The following is an 18,260-nucleotide window of genomic DNA, read 5'->3' on the forward strand; positions in this document are numbered from 1 at the left end:
GCGTAACCCGACGTTAACCTCTGTTAACCATGGATAATCTGTTAACCCTAACGGTTGGTTAACCAGCCCGAACCGAGGACGAGATGGCGGAGACAATTCAAGTGCTGGCGCCCGAAGAGGCGCGCGGGAAGGCGCGGCCCGTCTGGATCGTCGGCCCGGAAGGCGACGCGGCGGACGGCGCCGGCGTGCCCGCGGAGGTCACCCGATGGCTCGAGGCGATCGGCTTCGAGCGCGAGCCGGGCGCCGTCGCGCTCGTGCCCGGCGCGGACGCATCCGGGCCGGCATCGGCGGCGATCGCGCTCGGAACGCCGGGCGATCCGCTGGCGGCCGGCGCCCTGGCCGGCCGGCTGCCGGAAGGCGACTGGTTCGTCGCCAATCCCGAGGCGACCGACATCGAACTGGCAACGCTCGGCTTCTGCATGGGCGCCTATCGGTTCGACCGCTACCGTGCGCGGCCGGAAAAGCCGGTGCGGCTGGTTCCCGACGCCTCGCTCGATCGCGAACGGCTCGCCGCGATGGCCGGCGCGGTCGCGCTGACCCGCGACCTCGTCAACACGCCGGCCAACGACATGGGTCCCGACGCCATCGAGACTGCCCTGCGCACGCTCGCCGGGCAGCACAAGGCGGCGGTCCGGGCGATCGCCGGCGATGCCCTGATCGCCAAGAAGTTGCCGATGATCCATGCGGTCGGCCGCGCCGCGGCGATCCCGCCGCGCCTGCTCGACATGTCGTGGGGACGCAAGGACGCGCCGAAGGTCACGCTGGTCGGCAAGGGCGTGTCGTTCGATTCCGGCGGGCTGGGCATCAAGCCGTCGGGTTCGATGCGCAACATGAAAAAAGACATGGGCGGCGCGGCGAACGTGATCGGTCTCGCCAGCCTGATCATGGAGCTGGGGCTCGACATCCGGCTGCGCGTTCTGATCCCGGCGGTCGAGAACGCCATCGCGGGCAATGCCTTCCGGCCCGGCGACGTCTATCCCACGCGCAAGGGGATCACCGTCGAGATCGGCCACACCGACGCCGAAGGGCGTCTCGTCTTGGCCGACGCACTGACCCTTGCCGACGAGGACGATCCCGACCTGATCGTCGACATGGCGACCCTTACGGGCGCCGCGCGCGTCGCGCTCGGACCGGACGTGGTGCCGTTCTTCACCGAGGACAACAAGCTGGCGACGGCCCTCGCGGCGGCGTCGGAGGCGGTGCGCGATCCGGTCTGGCGCATGCCGCTGTGGCAGCCCTATGCGCGCAATCTCGCCTCCACCGTCGCCGACTGCGCCAACGTGACGACCGACGGCTTTGCCGGGTCGGTCACGGCGGCGCTGTTCCTGCAGAAATTCGTCTCGGCCGATCGGCGCTGGGCGCATTTCGACCTGTTCGCATGGAACCCCAAGCCGAAGCCGCACGCGCCGGTGGGTGGCGAGGCGCAGGCGATCCGGGCGATCTACGCGGTGCTCGAGGAGCGCTATGGCGGTTCCTGAGCCGGCTTGCGCGCGAAGCCGCACCGGGCCATATTGATACGGTTCCGAAACGTTCCCGCGCGGATCGCCGACTCATGACCGTCAATCTCAGGCCGAGCCAGGCGCTGTCGCTGTGGCACAAGGTGTCGCTTTCCGAGGTTCGCGACAGCGCGCCGGATCTGACGATGCGTCAGGCCGCGATCCTGCTGACCATCTATCTCGACCCGCCGCCGCACACCGTTCGCGGCTTGGCGGCGCATCTGGGCGTGACCAAGCCGGTGATCACCCGCGCGCTCGACACGATGGGCACGATGAAGCTGGTCACGCGCCACCGCGACCCGCGCGACCGGCGCAACGTGGTCATCGCGCGGACCGTCGAGGGCGCGCTCTATCTGGAGCGGTTGGCCGATGTGATCATCGCCCGGGCGCGGGAGCTGCCGACGTGAGCGCCGAACCGCTCGACCGGCGGCTGCACGCCTGGCGGGACGATCTCGCCGACGCGCGGCTGAAGGGCCGGGTTAAGGCCGCCGCCTTCGCCGAAGGCCGGCCGCACCGGATCGCCGTCCCCTTCTGCGATCTGCGGCGGACGCCCTCGGACGATGGCGGGGTCGACACGCAGCTTCTGATGGGCGAGGCGGTCCGCGTCTTCGACCGATCCGGCGGATGGGCCTGGGTTCAGGCGGCCTTCGACGGTTATGTGGGCTACCTGCCGGAAAACGTCCTGACGCCTGACGACGGGGAAGGGGACGACCCGCCATTGCGGGTCGTCGCGCCGTGGGCGTCCCTGTTCTCGGGGCCGGACATCAAGCGTCCCGTTGTCGGCAGCCTGCCGATGGGCGCCCGGTTCCGGAGTGCCGAAACGGTCGAGCATGCCGGGCGCCGGTTCTTCGCCACCGGAACCGGCGGTCCGTTCGTGCTGGCTGCGTCGGTTGGAGGGGCGGATGCGCCGGCGACCGACTACGTCTCGATCGCCGAGACGATGCGCGGCACCCCCTATCTTTGGGGCGGCCGGACACCCTTCGGGATCGACTGCTCGGGGATCGTCCAACTGGCGATGATGATGGCGGGCATGGACGCGCCCCGCGACAGCGACATGCAGGAAGCCGGCCTCGGCCGGCCGCTCGCGCCCGACGCCCCGCTGCGGCGCGGCGATCTGGTCTTCTGGAAAGGCCATGTCGGCATCATGCGCGACGGCGAAACCCTGCTGCACGCCAACGCTCACACCATGGATGTCGCGAGCGAACCGCTCGCCCAGGCGGTCGACCGGATCGCGACGCTGTACGGCCAGCCGACCTCCCGCCGCCGGCCGGAGGGCGGGTCGCCTCAGTAGCCGGCCTGTCTGTCGACGAGGTTGGTCAGCGGTTCGCCGCGCTCGTAGGCTTCCATCTGCGCGATCATCGGCGGGATCAGCGCCGCCGGCACCGAGGTCGCGGCCGCGTGCGGAGTGATCGTCACGCGGGGATGGGTCCACAAGGGGCTCGTCTCGGCCAGCGGTTCGGTCTGGAACACATCGAGACTGGCGGCGCCGAGCCATCCGTTCTCGAGCGCGGCCAGAATGTCCGCCTCGTTCTGCAGGCCGCCGCGACCGGCATTGATCAGCGTGGCCGGGCCGAGCGGGCCGCGCCGCTTCATGCGCGCGAAGAACGGCTTGGATAGAATGCCCTCGGTCGCCGGCGTCAGCGGCAGCAGGCAGACGACGATGTCGCTGACCGCCAGAAACCCGTCCAGCCCCGCCTCGCCGGCATGGGTGTCGACGCCTTCGACGGTCTTCTCGGTGCGGCTCCAGCCGGCCACGTTGAAGCCCAGAAGCCGAAGCTTGCGCGCCGCATCGAGGCCCAGAAGGCCAAGGCCCAGTATGCCGACGGTGACATCGCGCGCGGCCGGCTGCATCCGGTCCTCGCTCCAGACCCGGTCGGCCTGCTGGCGGCGGTAGCGCGGCCCCTTGCGATGATGGTCGAGCACCTGCCAGACGATGTACTCGCTCATCCGCTCGGTCAGATCGTCGGCAACCGCGCGCACGATCGGCACGTCGGGCACTTCGGGGTCCTTGAAGATGTGGTCGACGCCCGCGCCGATCGAGAAGATGGCGGCAAGGTTCGGCAGCCGGTTCAGGATGCCCGGGCGCTGCTTCCACACCACGGCATAGCGGATCGACGGATCGCCGTCGCCGTCCGGTTCGGTGACGATCCGGCGGCCAGGCGCCTGGCGCTTGAGTTCTTCGAGCCATGCGGCGGGGTCGAAGCCCGTGACGGACAGGAGAATTGCGCCGGGTTCGGCCATCGTAGGTCCTCGCTTACCGATTGATTACTGGCTGACCGCGCCGGGCTTGCTGGTCTTGATGTCGAAGGCGGCGGCCATGAGGGCCTTTGTGTAGTCGGTTTCGGGCGCTTCGAAAATGGCCTGGGCCGACCCCTGTTCCACAATCCGGCCATCGCGCATGACGATGACATGGTTGGCCAGCGCCCGCACGACCCGCAGATCGTGGCTGATGAACAGGTAGGCGAGATCGTGCCGCTTCTGCAGGTCGCGCAAGAGGTCGACCACCTGCGCCTGCACGCTCATGTCGAGCGCCGAGGTGGGCTCGTCCAGCATGATGAATTTCGGCTTGAGCACCATGGCGCGCGCGATCGCGATGCGCTGGCGCTGGCCGCCGGAGAATTCGTGTGGGTAACGGAAGCGGGTCGAGGAATCGAGGCCGACCTCCTCGAGCGCGCCGACGACGCGTTCGTCGCGCTCGTCCGGCGACAGGTCCGGCTCATGGATCGCCAGCCCCTCGGCGATGATCTCGGCGACCGACATGCGCGGGCTGAGCGAGCCGTAGGGGTCCTGGAAAACGATCTGCAGATCCTTGCGCAGCGGCCGCATCTCCCGGAACGAACGCGTGTCGATTGCGTCGCCGCCGAACCTTATGTGCCCGTCCGAGGAGATCAGCCGGCTCAGCGCAAGCCCGAGCGTCGTCTTGCCCGAGCCGCTCTCGCCGACGACGCCGACCGTCTGGCCGGCACGCACCCAAATATCGATGCCGTCGACGGCCTTCACATGGTCGACCGTGCGGCGCATGAAACCCTTCCGGATCGGGAACCAGACCTTGACGCCTTCGCCCTCCATGACGACGGGCGCGTCGTCGTTGGCGGCCGGCGGCTGGCCCTTCGGCTCGGCCGCGAGAAGGTGGCGCGTGTAGGCGTGCTGGGGATCGGAGAAGATCGCCTCGGTCGGCCCGGCCTCGACAATCTCGCCCTTGGTCATCACGCAGACGCGGTCGGCGATGCGCCGCACGATCCCGAGATCGTGCGTGATGAACAGCATCGACATGCTGCGCGCCCGCTTGAGCTCGTCGAGCAGTTCGAGGATCTGCGCCTGCACGGTAACGTCGAGCGCCGTCGTCGGCTCGTCCGCGATAAGGAGCTTTGGCTTGTTGGCGAGCGACATCGCGATCATCACGCGCTGGCGCTGGCCGCCCGAAAGCTGATGAGGATAGGCGCCGAGCCGTTTTTCGGCATCCTGGATACCGACCTGGTCGAGCAGTTCGAGCGTGCGCGCCCGCTGCGCGCTCTCGCCCATGCCCTGATGCAGCCTGAGCACCTCGCCGATCTGCTTTTCGATCGGATGCAGCGGGTTCAGCGAGGTCATCGGCTCCTGGAAGATCATCGCGATCTGGTTGCCGCGCACCCGGCGCAGATCCGTCTCGCGCGCCGCGAGCAAATCCTTGCCGCCGAAGATGATCTCACCCGACGGGTGGGAGGCGGGCGGATATTGCAGCAGTTTGAGCACGGACAGCGCCGACACGGACTTGCCCGATCCGCTCTCGCCGACCAGCGCCACGGTCTCGCGCTCGCCGATGTCGAACGAGATGTCGCGCACGGCATGCGTGGTCTCACCGCCCTGGGTGAAGTCGACCGAGAGGTTGCGCACGGAAAGCAGCGGTTCTGTCACAGCGCGGCCCGGACATCGGTGTGTTGGAAGTCGTCCCCCTCGAAGAGCAGAGGCTCGTCTCGGGTCTTGGCAAGCGCGTAGGCGAAGCAGTCGCCGAGATTGAGCCTGGCCGGATGGCCGCGGCCCTTGCCGAAGCGACGGAAGGCTTCGATGGCGGCGTTGGTCTGGCTGCGATCGACCGGCGCGACGACGTAATCTGTTGCGGTCATGAAGATACGCAGCCCTTCGGTCAAGTTAGGCTCATCCTGCCAGATCACCTTCGCGTGCACCTCCCACCAGTTGACGGCCGAGATTGTCAACGGGATGTCCTCGCTCAGCAGATACTCTTCGTAGATCAAGCCGTCCTCTTCCTTCATCAGATAGGCAAGAATGGCTGAAGCATCGACGATCATGCGGGAAAGCCGTCATCGTCGTAGAAGTCGCTGTGGTCGCTGCTCACGCCCGCCGGCAATTCGTCCATGGCCCTTATGTGGGCCATCAATTCTTGCTTTGCCTCGATACGCGCAAGCCTGGCTTCATCATCTCGATTGCGTTCGCGTTCCAGCTCGTTTTCGAGCGCCTTCTTGATAACGCTTGTCATCGATTCATTGCGTAGCGCGGCAAGTTCTCTCGCCAGTTCGTGGACGCGCTCGTTCTTGATGTTCAGGCCCATCGCGGCCTCCATGGTAGAATTCTACCCTCATATAGCATCGCGACAGCCCCTACCCAAACGTCTTCCGTGGATCGAAGGCGTCGCGCGTCGCCTCGCCGATGAAGATCAGCAGCGACAGCATGATCGAGATGACGATGAAGCCGGAGAAACCGAGCCACGGCGCCTGCAGATTGTTCTTGCCCTGCAGGATCAGTTCGCCAAGCGACGCAGAGCCTGGCGGCAGGCCGAAGCCAAGGAAGTCGAGCGAGGTGAGCGTGGTGATCGACCCGTTCAGGATGAAGGGCAGGAAGGTCAGCGTCGCGACCATCGCATTGGGCAGAAGATGGCGGAACATGATGGTCCGGTTGGGCACGCCGAGCGCGCGCGCCGCGTTGACATATTCGAAGTTGCGCGCGCGCAGGAACTCGGCCCGCACCACGCCGACGAAGCCGACCCAGGAGAAGATCAGCATGATCCCCAGCAGGATCCAGAATCCCGGCGGCAGCACGGCGGCCATGATCAGCAGCACGTAGAGCACCGGGATCGACGACCAGATCTCGATCACGCGCTGGAAGATCAGATCGGTCCAGCCGCCGAAATAGCCCTGGATCGCCCCGGCGGTGACGCCGATCACCGCCGAAGCGGCCGTCAGGATCAGCCCGAACAGAACCGAGATGCGGAACCCGTAGATGACGCGGGCGAGCACGTCGCGGGCCTGGTCGTCCGTGCCCAGCCAGTTGAAATTGCCCCAGTGGCAGTTGGGATCGTCGACACCGGCCGGATAGCGCGCGCACAGTTCCTCGCGGCTGTCGAACATGAAGGCGGGTTTGGAGGGCGCGGTGGTCGGCACCTCCTTGTTGACGGTCCGGTAGGAGTAGCGCACCGGCGGCCAGATCATCCACCCATTGGCGTTGATCTCGTCCTGGATGAACGGGTCGGTATAGTCGGTGCGGGCCAGGAAGCCGCCGAACTTCTCCTCGGGATAGTTGACGAACACCGGTGTCAGGATCTCGCCCTTGTAGGAGACCAGGATCGGCTTGTCGTTGGCGATGAACTCGGCGCAGAGCGACAGGCCGAACAGCACCAGAAAAATCCACAGCGACCAGTAGCCGCGCCGGTTCGCCTTGAAGTTCTGCCAGCGGCGCTGGTTGAGCGGCGACAGGGCGAAGCGCCGCCGCCGGCGCGGCAAGGCGCCGTCGCGGCCGAAGGTCGGGCTCTTGGCGCCGGTCTGCTGGAGCTGGTCCTGGACGCGCTGGTCCATCTCAGACCTCCCGGCTCTCGAAATCGATGCGCGGATCGATCCACGTGTACATCAGGTCCGAGAGCAGGCCGATCAGCAGGCCCATCAGCGAGAAGATGTAGAGCGTGGCGAAGACCACCGGATAATCGCGGTTGACCACCGAGGTGAAGCCCAGAAGGCCGAGCCCGTCGAGCGAGAAGATGGTCTCGATCAGAAGCGAGCCGGTGAAGAAGGCCGAGATGAACGCCGCCGGAAAGCCGGCGATGATGATCAGCATCGCGTTCCGGAAGACGTGGCCGTAAAGCACCTGCCGGTCGGTCAGGCCCTTGGCGCGGGCGGTGACGACATATTGCTTGCGGATTTCGTCGAGGAACGAGTTCTTGGTCAGAAGGGTGGTCGTCGCGAACGCCGACAGGACCATGGCCGTCAGCGGCAGCGCCAGATGCCAGAAATAGTCGAGGATGCGTTCGGGCCAGGACAGTTCCGACCAGTTGTCCGAGACCAGCCCGCGCAAAGGGAACCAGTCGAAGAACGAGCCTCCGGCGAACAGGACGATCAGCAGGATCGCGAACAAAAAACCCGGGATCGCATAGGCGACGATGATCACGCCCGACGTCCACACATCAAAGCGCGAGCCGTCGCTCACCGCCTTGCGGATCCCGAGCGGAATGGAGATCGCGTAGGAGATCAAGGTGATCCACAGACCCAGCGACACCGACACCGGCATCTTCTCGAGGATCAGGTCGATCACGGTGATGTCGCGGAAGTAGCTCTCGCCGAAATCGAACCGCAGATAGTCCCAGATCATGTTGGCGAAGCGCACATGCGCCGGCTTGTCGAAGCCGAACTGGCGCTCGAGGTCTGCGATGAATTCCGGATCGAGACCCTGCGCGCCGCGATAGCGCGAATTGGCGCCGCCGCCCTCCAGACTGTCGCCGAACTCGTCGCCGGTCCCAAGTTCGCTGCCGCCGCCGGTGAACCGGTCGGTGGCGTCGCCGCCCTGTCCGGTGAGTTGCGCAATGACCTGCTCGACCGGCCCGCCGGGCGCGAACTGCACCACGACGAACGAGATCAGCATGATCCCGAAGATGGTCGGGATCATCAGGATCAGCCGGCGTGCGATATAGGCGCCCATCGTTCAGCGCCCCCGGCGCCGGAGCGGCGTGGCTCCCGTTATCGTCGCGTCATGCCCTGCCAATCGCCTTTGCCCTGTCTTCGTCAAACCACCACAGCGCTTCGACCGGCCAGAAATAATCGGGTTTGGGATCGAAGCCGAACATGTCCCAGTGGGCGATGAACTGATTCGCCGAGCGCCAATTGGGTATCCAGTCCCGGCGCAAACGCAACACCCGGTCGAGCACGCGCATGGCGGTCTCGTGCCCGGCGCGGCTTTCAGCCGCGCCGACTTCGGCGATCAGCGCATCGATCAGCGGGTCGGCGACGCCCGGCCAGTTGCGAGACCCGGGCAGATCGGCGGCGGCGGAACCGAACACGCCCTCGATGCTGCTTTCGGTCGGTGTCGGGGTCCAGCCGATGGCGAGCCCGGCCATGTCGAAATCGAACTCCGAGGTCCGCGCCTGGTACTGCGCCGGATCGACGAGCCGCAGGCCCGCATTGATGCCGACCATGCGCATCACCTCGACGAACGGACCGTAGATGCGTTCGAACACCGAAGAGCGGATCAGGAACTCGACATCGAGCGTCTCGCCCGCCGCATTGCGCAGCAGTCCCGCGCCATCGTCGGTCCAGCCCGCTTCGCCCAGAAGCCGGGTCGCCTCGCGCAGCCGGGCACGATCACGGCCCGAACCGTCCGAGGCCGGCTGCAGCCAGGCTTCCTCCATGATGCCCTCGGGCAGGTCGTGCTCTGCCCCCAGCCGTTCGATCAGCGCGGTCTCGGCCGCGTCGGGCGCGCCTTTGGCCTCGTACTGCGAGCCGGCGAAAAGCGAATGGCTGCGCTCGTAGAGCCCGTAGAAGAGGTTCTCGTTGGTCCACTCGAAATCGAAGCAGAGCCCGATCGCATCGCGCACCCGCCGGTCGCCGAACCGTTCGCGTCGCTGGTTCAGCGTCCAGGCCTGCATGCCCGGGCGCACATCCGCCGGAAACTCGCCCGTCAGGACCTGGTCCTGCTCGATGGCGGGGAAATTGTACTCGGTCGCCCAGGTCTTTGACGTGAATTCGCGCCGCCAGTGCACCTCGCCCTTCTTGAAAGCCTCGAACCCGGCCTGCCGTTCGGCATAGAACTCGATGCGGATGGCGCCGAAATGGTTCTGGCCGGCGCCGGTGCCGATCGCGCGCGCCCAATAGTCCTCCACGCGCTGAAATTCGATGAAGCTGCCGGCGTTGAGGTCGCCCACGCGGTAGGGGCCCGAGCCGAGCGGCGCGTCGAGGGTGGATTCGTCAAAGGTCCGGTCGGCATAGTAGGCCGCCGAGAAGATCGGATAGTTGGCCGCCACCGACAGGATCGCCTGGGCCGACTGGGTGCCGTCGAAGACCAGCGTCACGGTCCGTTCGTCCTCCTCGATCACCTCGACCAGCGGGTCGAGCGGCAGTGACAACTGCGGATGGCCGTCCGCCTTCAGCGTGTCATAGCTGAACCTGACGTCGGCGGCGGTGATCGGAGTTCCGTCATGAAAACGGGCGATGTCGCGCAGCCGGAACGTGAACCGGTCGCCATCGTCGGAGATGGTCACGGTCTCGGCGACATGGCCGTAGATCGCGTCCGGCTCGTCATGGGCGCTCACCATCAGCGTGTCGAAGCAAAGCTCCATGCGCGGTGGCGCGTCGCCCCGGCGCACGAAGGCGTTGAGCGTGTTGAAGGTCTGGGTGTTCTGGTTGAAGTACCAGTACCAGGGCTGGAAGTTGAACGTGCCGCCGACCGGTGCGTCGGGGTTGGCATAGTCGAAGGCGGCAAAGCCCTCGGGATACTTCAGATCGCCGAAGGCGGACAGGCCGTGCCGCGGCACGCCGGCCGGGTTGGCCGCCAGCGACAGTTTGGGAAAGGCGGCCGAGGCGACGTAGCCGCCGGCGGCGACGGCGAGGAACCGGCGGCGGTCGATGATCACCGGATCGCCTCCGCCTTCTCGGCGTCGTACCACCAGATCGTCGGGAAGCCGATCGAGTAGGTCGGCAGCGGATCGGGATGGTCGAACCTGTTCCAGTAGGCGATGCGCGAGTTGCGCGCCGTGTAGGACGGGATCACGTACTGGTTGGCCATCAGCACGCGGTCGAGGGCGCGCGTGGCGTCGATCAGCCGGTCCCGGTCCTCGGCGAACACGACCTCCTCGATCAGCGCGTCGACGGCCGGATCGGCGATGCCGCCGAAATTGCGCGAGGCCTCGCGGTCGGCGGCGCGCGAGCCGAAATAGTCGAACTGCTCGTTGCCCGGCGACAGCGACTGCGCCCAGCCCGAATAGATCATGTCGAAGTCGCGCGCCCTCAGCCGTGTGACGAACTGCGACGGCTCCACCGAGCGCACGTTCATCGTCACGCCGATCTTGCGCAGATCCTCGGCATAGGGCAGGGCGACGCGCTCGATGATCGGCCCGTTCAGCAGCAGTTCGAACTCGAACGGCTCGCCGGTTTCCGCATTGACCATCCGTCCATCGCGCAATTCGTACCCCGCTTCCCGGAACAGCCCCACCGCCTCGCGCAGATTGGCGCGCAGCGCCTGCTGGTCGCCGGCGACCGGGTTGACATATTCGCCCTCGAACACTTCGGGCGGCACCTGATCGCGCACCTGTTCGAGGATCTCCAGCTCGCGACCCTCGGGCGCGCCCTCATGGGCGAGCGGCGTGCCGTAGAAGAACGAGTCCACCCGTTCATACTGGTCAAAGAAGATCGTCTCGTTGAGCGTCTCGAAGTCGAACGCCATGTTCAGCGCCCGGCGCACGCGCCGGTCCTGGAACATCTCGCGCCTGAGGTTCGGAATGAAGCCGACGAGGATGCCACGCGTGCGATATTCGTTCTCGAGCACCTCGCGCTTGATCCTGCCTTCCTCCACCGCCGGGAAATCGTAGGCGGTCGCCCAGCGCTTGGCCTCGTTCTCGTTCCAGTAGTCGAATTCGCCCGCCTTGAACGCCTGGAACTCGACGTCGCGGTCGCGGAAATAGGTGTAGCTGATCTCGCCGAAGTTGAACTTGCCGACATTGACCGGAACCTCGGCCCCCCAATAGTCCTCGACCCGCGAGAAGGTCACGGTCGAGCCGGGGCTGACGTCGGTGATCCGGTAGGGCCCCGAGCCGAGCGGCGGCTCCAGCGTCGAAGAGGCGATGTCGCGCTGATTGCCCTGGGGGTCCGTGCCGGTCCACCAGTGCTCGGGCATCACCAGCACCTGGCCGACGATGTGCGGCAGTTCCTTGTTGTTGAGTTCGTCGAAGGTGAACCGCACCGTACGCGCGTCGACCGCTTCGGCCTCGACCACGTGCTGGTAGTAGAAGCGCTGGGTCGGGTTGAGCTCGACGAGCCGGTTGAACGACCAGACCACATCGTCGGCCGTGACCGGTTCGTCATCGTGCCAACGGGCGCCCTCGCGCAGCCGATACTCGACCCAAGCATAATCGTCCGGATAGCGCAGTGCTTCGGCGAGCAGCCCATAGTCCGCCGAAATTTCGTCGAGCGACGATGTGGTCAGGCTCTCATAGACGAGGCCGAGGCCGGTCGCCGCCTCGCCCTTGGGCAGGATCGGGTTGAGCGTGTCGAACGAGCCGGTCTCGGACAGGCGCAGCGTGCCGCCCTTGGGCGCGTCGACATTGACATAGTCGAAATGGGCGAAATCGGGCGGGTATTGCGGCTCGCCGACCAGCGCCGAGGCGTGCTTCCATTCAGGCTCGGCCTGCGCGGCGGGCGCCCCCAGCGCCAGGGCGCCGCTTGCGAGCATGATGGCGAAGAAGGATCGGGCGAACCTCGTCGATGGCAATTGAGCACCTCCACTTGATGGATATCCCATCACAGTAGGGGCCTTTGCGGCGATTCAAAGCCCTAAACGGCAAACGGCCCGGCGAGAACCGGGCCGCATGCGTTCAAATCCGTGTCAGATCGCTATTCGGTGGTCGTTTCGGCCTCGTCTTCGGCCGGCTCGGAGCCATCCTCGGCGGTCTCGGCCGGCGCGTCGCCTTCGGCGCCCTCGTCCGCAGCGCCTTCGGCTGCCTCTTCGGTAGCGCCGTCCTCGGTCGCTTCGTCCGGCGAGGGCAGGGGCACCGGATTGTCGTTCTGGGTGGCGAGCCAGGCGATCAGGTCGGCGCGCTCACCGTCGCGGTTCAGCCCGGCAAAGCCCATCGACGTGCCGTCGATATAATCGCTCGGCGCGGCAAGGAACTTGTTCAGCGATTCAAAGTCCCACTCGGTGCCGCCCTCGGCATAGGCCTGCATCGCGGGCGAGTAGCGGAAGTCGTCGTAAAGCGCGACCTGCTTGCCGACGATGTTCCAGAGGTTCGGGCCGGTCTTGTGCGCAGCGCCTTCCTCGACATTGTGGCAGGACTGGCACTTGCGGAACACGCTCGGCCCGTTGCTCGGGTCGGCGCTCGCGAGCAGCACGGCGATCGGGGTTTCCGCCTCTTCCTCGGCGGGTGCAGCGCCCTCGTCCTCGGCTACGACGATGGCGAAACCGGGCTCCTCGGGCGTCTCGGTGTGGAAGATCGCGTCGCTTGCGATTCCCACCGTCATGACGACGAACACCGTCGCCAGGAACGCGCCCGCATACATGGTGTAATTCATGAAAGGCCTCTACACGATCGGATTGGTCCGGAACGCGGTCCCCCGGCCGCGCGAAGTGGCCGTTTCCTATGTCTTTTGCCCCTTGCTTGCAACAGATATAAGGTCGAAGCCCATGAGACGTTTTGCCACTTCAACAAGCGCCCCGCTCCTTCGCCCATGAACCCCGTGATCATCGTTCCGGCCCGGATGGCGTCGACGCGTCTGCCGGGCAAGCCGCTCGCCGACATTGGCGGCAAGCCGATGATCGTCCACGTCGCCGACCGCGCGCGCCAGGCCTGTGTGGGCGCGGTGATCGTCGCCGCCGCCGAGCGCGAGATCGTCGACGCGGTGGAGGCGCACGGCCACCGGGCGGTGATGACTGATCCCGACCATCCGTCCGGCTCCGACCGGGTGTTCGAGGCGCTCGGCCTGGTCGATCCGAAGGACGGGTTCGACACGGTGGTGAACCTTCAGGGCGATCTGCCCGCCATCGAGCCGGCGATGATCGCCGCCGCGCTCGCCCCGCTCGCCGATCCGGCCTGCGACATCGCAACGCTCGGCAATCCGATCGAGGACGAGGCCGAGAAGACCGATCCGAACGTCGTCAAGATCGTCGGCTCGCCGGTCGGCGACGGCACGCTCAACGCGCTCTATTTCACGCGCGCCACGGCCCCATGGGGCGAGGGCCCGCTTCATCATCACATCGGCATCTACGCCTGGCGGCGCGAGGCGCTGGCGCGCTTCGTCGCCCTGCCGCCGTCACCGCTCGAAAAGCGCGAGCGGCTCGAACAGTTGCGCGCTCTCGAGGCCGGCATGACCATCCATGCCCGCCTTGTTGACACGGTGCCCTTCGGGGTCGATACACCGCGCGATCTGGAGCGGGCGCGCGCGCTCCTTGCGTGAGCGCCGAAGAAAGACCGTCCCATGAACGATGACGCCAGAACGCTGATCGCCTTCCAGGGCGAGCCGGGGGCCAATTCCGACACGGCCTGCCGCAACATGTACCCGGCGATGACGCCGATGCCGTGCCCGACCTTCGAGGACGCGTTCACGGCCGTCGACAGGGGCGAGGCCTCGCTCGCCATGATCCCGATCGAGAACACGATCGCCGGCCGGGTGGCGGACATCCATCACCTGCTGCCGGAGTCCGACCTGCACATCGTCGGCGAGTATTTCCTGCCCATCCATTTCCACCTGATGGCGCTGCCGGGCACGGACCGCTCGGCGATCCGGACCGTCCACAGCCATATTCATGCGCTCGGACAATGCCGGAAATATCTAAGGGCCAACGGCTGGGAGGGCATCATTGCCGGAGACACGGCCGGCGCGGCCAAGAAGGTCGCCGAAGCGGCCGATCCGTCGATGGCGGCCCTGGCGCCGGAACTGGCCGCGCAGTTGTACGGGCTCGACATCGTCGAGCGCGACGTCGAGGACCAGTCCAACAACATCACCCGCTTCGTCGTTCTGTCGAAGGCCCCCTTCATTCCGGCGCGCCGTTCCGAGGACGAGCTGATCATCACGACCTTCGTCTTCCGGGTGCGCAACATTCCCGCCGCGCTCTACAAGGCGATGGGCGGGTTCGCGACCAACTCGGTCAACATGACCAAGCTCGAAAGCTACCAGATCGGCGGCCTGTTCGTGGCGACCCAGTTCTACGCCGACATCGAGGGACACCCGGACGACGCGAACGTCAAGCTCGCCTTTGAAGAGCTCAACTTCTTCTCCGACCATTTCCGTGTGGTGGGCGTCTATCGCGGTTCGGATGTCCGCAAAACGCACAGCGGGTCCTGACGCTAGTCCGAGCGGGCCCAGTCGCGCACCAGCAACGATGCGATCGCGCCGCGCGGCGGCATGCGAAAGCCGGTCTCATCGCCGTTCAGAACGGACCGCACCTCGGCCCGCGGGAACCAGCGCGCATCTTCGAGCTCGTCGTCGATGGCGATGTCCTCGCTCAGCGCCTCGGCAAAGCAACCGATCATCAGCGTGTGCGGAAACGGCCATGGCTGGCTGGCGTGATAGGCCACGCGCCCGATTGCGATGCCCGCTTCTTCTTCGGTCTCGCGGCGCACCGCGTTCTCGAGCGTTTCGCCCGGTTCGACGAAGCCGGCCAGGCACGAATACATGGACGGCGGAAAGTGGGGGCTGCGGCCGAGCAGGCAGCGCTGATTGTCGCTGCTCACCGCAAGCATGATGACGACTGGATCGGTGCGCGGGAAATGCTGCGCGCCGCAGGCGCCGCACACGCGCTTGTAGCCGCCGTCGGCCATCGTGCTCGGCGCGCCGCAGCGCGAGCAGAACCGGTGCGTGCGGTGCCAGGCGATCAGGGCGGCGGCCTGCGCGAGCGCGCCGAGCGTGGGTTCGTCGAAGAGCCCCTGCACATAGATCGACCGGTAGTCGATCGCCTTCAGCTCGTCCGGAGCGTCGTCCGCGTCGACCGAAACGGGCGCGGCGAGGATCGGCGTGCCGTCCGCCTGATAGCCGAGCAGCACGCTATCGCCGGCGCGGGCGCCAAGTCCGGTCGCCTGGTCGATCGTGAACCACGGATCGGCCGTATCGCCGTTGGGGCGCAGCAGGGCCCGGCCCTCGCCGAGCAGCAAAAGCCGCGCGCGCGGATCGGCCAGCGCGTCGGGCACCGACGTCTCGCTGCGCTTTTCGGAAAGCCGCACCAGCCTGTTTCCGGCGAACCCGGTCAACGCCGAGGGTTCGGGGACGGTCCGGCTGGCGAATAGGTCGGACATGAAGGCTCCGGCGTGTCGCTCGATGCTGTCCTACCCGGTCAGAAGGTGCTTGAGAACCGCTCGATGAAAGCCTTCGCGCTGCCATTCTTGTAGGGCTCGGCGTCGCCCGCGCACCAGACCGGCCCCGGCCACGCCGGATCGGTCTTGAAGCGGGCGATGACATGGACGTGCAACTGCGGAACCTGGTTGCCGAGCGCGGCGACGTTGATCTTGTCGGCGCCGGTGAAATCCTTGAGCGCTTCGGCGATCTGCGCGGTCTCGAAGGTCAGCATGGTCTGATCGAGCGGGGTAAGCTCGTGCACTTCGGTCACACCCGTCCGGCGCGGCACCAGGATCAGCCACGGAAAGCGCGAATCGTTCATCAGCCGCACTTCGGTCAGGCCGATTTCGGCCACCGGGAAGCTGTCGCGTTCAAGGGTCGGGTCGAGCTCGAAGTCTGTCATGCGGCGACGATAGCAGGTTCTCGGGCCAATGCGACTTGCAAAAAAGAGCCATAGGGCCGATATGGGGCTCGGGAGGTTGGTGGCGGACGCGCCACTCGCCAACCGGGTCAGGTCCGGAAGGAAGCAGCCCTAACGAGCAAAGGCACGGGTCGCCGTGCCAGCCTCCCACCCTTTTCCCTCCCCCGTTTTGCGAATGCGCTTCTGGTCAAGCGCTTCGCATCTGCGCTACACCCGTTCCATGATCGACACCCCGTCCGGTTCGAACGACTATCGCGTGCTGGCGCGCAAATACCGGCCCGCCGACTTCACCGCGCTGATCGGCCAGGAGCCGATGGTGCGCACGCTGACCAACGCGTTCGCCACCGACCGCATCGCCCAGGCGTGGATGCTCACCGGCGTACGCGGCGTCGGCAAGACCACCACGGCCCGCATCCTTGCCCGCGCGCTCAATTACAGGACCGACACGGTCGACCGGCCGACCATCGATCTGTCGGTGCCGGGCGAGCATTGCCAGGCGATCATGGAAGGCCGGCACATCGACGTCGTCGAGATGGACGCGGCGTCCCACACCGGCATCGAGGACGTCAAGCAGATCATCGATTCGGTGCGCTACGCGCCGGTCTCGGCCCGTTACAAGGTCTACATCATCGACGAGATCCACATGCTGTCGGAGAAGGCGTTCAACGCGCTTCTGAAGACGCTGGAGGAGCCGCCCCCGCACGCCAAGTTCATCTTCGCGACCACAGAAATCCGCAAGGTGCCGATCACGGTGCTGTCGCGCTGCCAGCGCTTCGACCTGCGCCGCATCGAGATCGCCGAACTGACCGCGCACCTGCGCGCCATCGCCGGCAAGGAGGAGGTCGCCGTCGACGACCGGTCGCTGGCGATGATCGCGCGCGCCGCCGAAGGCTCGGTGCGCGATGCGCTGTCGATCCTCGACCAGGCGATCGCCCATGGCGGCGGCACGGTCGACGAGGAGGCGGTCCGCGCCATGCTCGGCCTTGCCGATCGCACGCGCATCGTTGATCTGTTCGAGCACCTGATGGCCGGCCGGGTCACCGAGGCGCTGGACGGGTTCAAGGAACTGCACGATGTCGGCGCCGACCCGGTCGTCGTCCTCAACGATCTGGCCGCCTTCACCCATCTGGTGACCCGGCTGCGCTACGTGCCCGGCGCGGCGCACGACGACCCTTCCCTGTCGCCCGACGAGCGCGAGCGGGGCATCGCCTTTTCCGAGCAACTGCCCGTCACCGTTCTGGCCCGCGCCTGGCAGATGCTGCTCAGGGGCATCCCCGAATGTGAGACGGCCGCGCGCCCTTTCGCCGCCGCCGAGATGCTGCTGATCCGCCTCGCGCACGCCTCGACGCTGCCGACGCTCGACGAGGCGCTGAAGAAACTCGACACCGCGCCTTCGGGCCAGGCCATTGCCGGTGATTCGGCGGGAGGCCATCCGCAGGCCCCATCCGCGTCGGCGCCGTCGGCGCAATCACACGGCGCTCCGCAGCCTCACCCGCAACGTTCCGAGCCCGCTTCGCCGCAACCGGCAACGACCATGGCCGCGCCGCAGCCGGGCGGCGGCGCTTCGGCCATGCGCCTTGTTGCCGACAATGCCGATCCCGAACCGGCGTCGGCACAAGCACCCCCTGCCGCCGCTCCGGCGCAGCCGGCCGTGTCGATTACCGGGCTTCAGGATTTGGCAGACCTCGCCGATCGCCACCGCGACCTGAAGATGAAGGTCGCGATCCGCAACTATGTGCGCCTCGTCTCCATCGAGCCGGGGCGGCTTTCGATCAACCTGACCGACGGCGCCACGCCCGAACTGGTCGGCGAACTGTCGAACCGGCTTGGCGAGTGGACCGGCACGCGCTGGATCGTCTCGGTCAGCCGCGACCCCGGCGGGCCGACGCTCGACGAGGAAGACCGCGATCGTCGCAACGCTCTGTTCGCCGACGCCTCGCGCGATCCGGACGTCAAGGCGATTCTCGACACCTTTCCCGGCGCCAAGGTGGTCGACGTGCGGATCAACGAAATTGTGGACGAAGCCGGTCTCGATGCCGATATGAGCGGCGAGGAAGGCCTCGCCGATCCGGACGAGGCGACCGACACCGACTGATTGGGAGACCCGCC

General features: G+C 66.7%; 17 protein-coding genes and 1 other RNA gene. 7 read left to right on the forward strand and 11 right to left on the reverse strand.

Annotated elements, in window-relative coordinates:
- The first annotated feature begins 83 nt into the window (after positions 1-83).
- The 3 genes from E0E05_RS03320 (at position 84) to E0E05_RS03330 (ending at position 2,787) form a co-directional block, all read left to right on the forward strand.
- The gene (locus E0E05_RS03320; protein WP_131615430.1) at positions 84-1,478 is read left to right on the forward strand and encodes a leucyl aminopeptidase family protein; all 1,395 of its coding nucleotides are present in this window, start codon (positions 84-86) and stop codon (positions 1,476-1,478) included.
- Between the two features lie 74 nt (positions 1,479-1,552).
- Positions 1,553-1,903 (forward strand): MarR family winged helix-turn-helix transcriptional regulator, encoded by a 351-nt coding sequence (locus tag E0E05_RS03325; RefSeq protein WP_131615431.1) that lies wholly within the window; start codon positions 1,553-1,555, stop codon positions 1,901-1,903.
- Entirely contained in the window at positions 1,900-2,787 is an 888-nt protein-coding gene (locus E0E05_RS03330; RefSeq protein ID WP_131615432.1) for a C40 family peptidase, read from the forward strand. Before E0E05_RS03325 ends, E0E05_RS03330 begins: the two co-directional genes overlap by 4 nt.
- Here the strand turns inward: E0E05_RS03330 and E0E05_RS03335 are convergent.
- The 9 genes from E0E05_RS03335 to E0E05_RS03375 form a co-directional block, all read right to left on the reverse strand.
- Complete coding sequence (locus tag E0E05_RS03335) at positions 2,781-3,737, reverse strand: 2-hydroxyacid dehydrogenase (protein WP_131615433.1); 957 nt, start codon at positions 3,735-3,737, stop codon at positions 2,781-2,783. The two genes, E0E05_RS03330 and E0E05_RS03335, sit on opposite strands and share 7 nt — an antisense overlap.
- A gap of 24 nt (positions 3,738-3,761) precedes the next feature.
- Positions 3,762-5,390, reverse strand: coding sequence for an ABC transporter ATP-binding protein (locus E0E05_RS03340; RefSeq protein ID WP_131615434.1), 1,629 nt, complete (start codon positions 5,388-5,390; stop codon positions 3,762-3,764).
- Complete coding sequence (locus E0E05_RS03345; RefSeq protein WP_131615435.1) at positions 5,387-5,782, reverse strand: type II toxin-antitoxin system VapC family toxin; 396 nt, start codon at positions 5,780-5,782, stop codon at positions 5,387-5,389. Before E0E05_RS03345 ends, E0E05_RS03340 begins: the two co-directional genes overlap by 4 nt.
- Positions 5,779-6,042: a type II toxin-antitoxin system VapB family antitoxin gene (locus E0E05_RS03350; protein ID WP_158629261.1), complete on the reverse strand. Its 264-nt coding sequence runs from the start codon at positions 6,040-6,042 to the stop codon at positions 5,779-5,781. The genes E0E05_RS03345 and E0E05_RS03350 overlap by 4 nt, the downstream gene beginning before the upstream one ends.
- 49 nt (positions 6,043-6,091) lie before the next feature.
- Positions 6,092-7,282: an ABC transporter permease gene (locus E0E05_RS03355; protein ID WP_210215752.1), complete on the reverse strand. Its 1,191-nt coding sequence runs from the start codon at positions 7,280-7,282 to the stop codon at positions 6,092-6,094.
- Between the two features lies 1 nt (position 7,283).
- Entirely contained in the window at positions 7,284-8,396 is a 1,113-nt protein-coding gene (locus tag E0E05_RS03360; RefSeq protein WP_131615437.1) for a microcin C ABC transporter permease YejB, read from the reverse strand.
- Between the two features lie 49 nt (positions 8,397-8,445).
- Positions 8,446-10,323, reverse strand: coding sequence for an extracellular solute-binding protein (locus E0E05_RS03365; RefSeq protein ID WP_131615438.1), 1,878 nt, complete (start codon positions 10,321-10,323; stop codon positions 8,446-8,448).
- Positions 10,320-12,176, reverse strand: coding sequence for an extracellular solute-binding protein (locus E0E05_RS03370; RefSeq protein ID WP_244597904.1), 1,857 nt, complete (start codon positions 12,174-12,176; stop codon positions 10,320-10,322). The genes E0E05_RS03365 and E0E05_RS03370 overlap by 4 nt, the downstream gene beginning before the upstream one ends.
- 122 nt (positions 12,177-12,298) lie before the next feature.
- The gene (locus E0E05_RS03375) at positions 12,299-12,973 is read right to left on the reverse strand and encodes a c-type cytochrome (protein WP_131615439.1); all 675 of its coding nucleotides are present in this window, start codon (positions 12,971-12,973) and stop codon (positions 12,299-12,301) included.
- A gap of 156 nt (positions 12,974-13,129) precedes the next feature.
- Between E0E05_RS03375 and E0E05_RS03380 the strand changes: the two genes are divergently transcribed.
- Positions 13,130-13,855 carry a 3-deoxy-manno-octulosonate cytidylyltransferase gene (locus tag E0E05_RS03380; RefSeq protein WP_131615440.1) on the forward strand — a complete coding sequence of 242 codons (726 nt, stop codon included), beginning with the start codon at positions 13,130-13,132 and terminating at the stop codon, positions 13,853-13,855.
- A 21-nt stretch (positions 13,856-13,876) separates the two neighbouring features.
- Positions 13,877-14,743: a prephenate dehydratase gene (locus tag E0E05_RS03385; RefSeq protein ID WP_131615441.1), complete on the forward strand. Its 867-nt coding sequence runs from the start codon at positions 13,877-13,879 to the stop codon at positions 14,741-14,743.
- A 2-nt stretch (positions 14,744-14,745) separates the two neighbouring features.
- Here the strand turns inward: E0E05_RS03385 and nudC are convergent, their stop codons facing one another.
- A complete protein-coding gene (gene nudC / locus E0E05_RS03390; RefSeq protein ID WP_131615442.1) occupies positions 14,746-15,690 on the reverse strand; it encodes an NAD(+) diphosphatase in 945 nt (314 codons plus the stop codon).
- Between the two features lie 38 nt (positions 15,691-15,728).
- Positions 15,729-16,133, reverse strand: a complete 405-nt coding sequence (locus E0E05_RS03395) for an HIT domain-containing protein (RefSeq protein ID WP_131615443.1) — start codon at positions 16,131-16,133, stop codon at positions 15,729-15,731.
- A gap of 71 nt (positions 16,134-16,204) precedes the next feature.
- On the opposite strand from E0E05_RS03395, the gene ffs reads away from it, so the two are divergent.
- Together ffs and E0E05_RS03405 are read left to right on the forward strand one after the other, a co-directional pair.
- Positions 16,205-16,302: signal recognition particle sRNA small type (gene ffs, locus E0E05_RS03400), an RNA gene on the forward strand.
- Positions 16,303-16,326: 24 nt separating this feature from the next.
- Positions 16,327-18,246, forward strand: a complete 1,920-nt coding sequence (locus tag E0E05_RS03405) for a DNA polymerase III subunit gamma/tau (RefSeq protein WP_428977593.1) — start codon at positions 16,327-16,329, stop codon at positions 18,244-18,246.
- The last annotated feature ends 14 nt before the right edge of the window (positions 18,247-18,260 follow it).

The organism is Roseitalea porphyridii (assembly GCF_004331955.1).
GTDB lineage: Bacteria > Pseudomonadota > Alphaproteobacteria > Rhizobiales > Rhizobiaceae > Roseitalea > Roseitalea porphyridii.

Bases quoted from the DNA above. Each gene is read 5' to 3' on its own strand.
- E0E05_RS03320 (WP_131615430.1), top strand. From the start codon at position 84: ATGGCGGAGACAATTCAAGTGCTGGCGCCCGAAGAGGCGCGCGGGAAG.
- E0E05_RS03325 (WP_131615431.1), top strand. From the start codon at position 1,553: ATGACCGTCAATCTCAGGCCGAGCCAGGCGCTGTCGCTGTGGCACAAG.
- E0E05_RS03335 (WP_131615433.1), bottom strand. From the start codon at position 3,737: ATGGCCGAACCCGGCGCAATTCTCCTGTCCGTCACGGGCTTCGACCCC.
- E0E05_RS03345 (WP_131615435.1), bottom strand. From the start codon at position 5,782: ATGATCGTCGATGCTTCAGCCATTCTTGCCTATCTGATGAAGGAAGAG.
- E0E05_RS03350 (WP_158629261.1), bottom strand. From the start codon at position 6,042: ATGGGCCTGAACATCAAGAACGAGCGCGTCCACGAACTGGCGAGAGAA.
- E0E05_RS03355 (WP_210215752.1), bottom strand. From the start codon at position 7,282: ATGGACCAGCGCGTCCAGGACCAGCTCCAGCAGACCGGCGCCAAGAGC.
- E0E05_RS03360 (WP_131615437.1), bottom strand. From the start codon at position 8,396: ATGGGCGCCTATATCGCACGCCGGCTGATCCTGATGATCCCGACCATC.
- E0E05_RS03375 (WP_131615439.1), bottom strand. From the start codon at position 12,973: ATGAATTACACCATGTATGCGGGCGCGTTCCTGGCGACGGTGTTCGTC.
- E0E05_RS03380 (WP_131615440.1), top strand. From the start codon at position 13,130: ATGAACCCCGTGATCATCGTTCCGGCCCGGATGGCGTCGACGCGTCTG.
- E0E05_RS03385 (WP_131615441.1), top strand. From the start codon at position 13,877: ATGAACGATGACGCCAGAACGCTGATCGCCTTCCAGGGCGAGCCGGGG.
- nudC (WP_131615442.1), bottom strand. From the start codon at position 15,690: ATGTCCGACCTATTCGCCAGCCGGACCGTCCCCGAACCCTCGGCGTTG.
- E0E05_RS03395 (WP_131615443.1), bottom strand. From the start codon at position 16,133: ATGACAGACTTCGAGCTCGACCCGACCCTTGAACGCGACAGCTTCCCG.
- E0E05_RS03405 (WP_428977593.1), top strand. From the start codon at position 16,327: ATGCGCTTCTGGTCAAGCGCTTCGCATCTGCGCTACACCCGTTCCATG.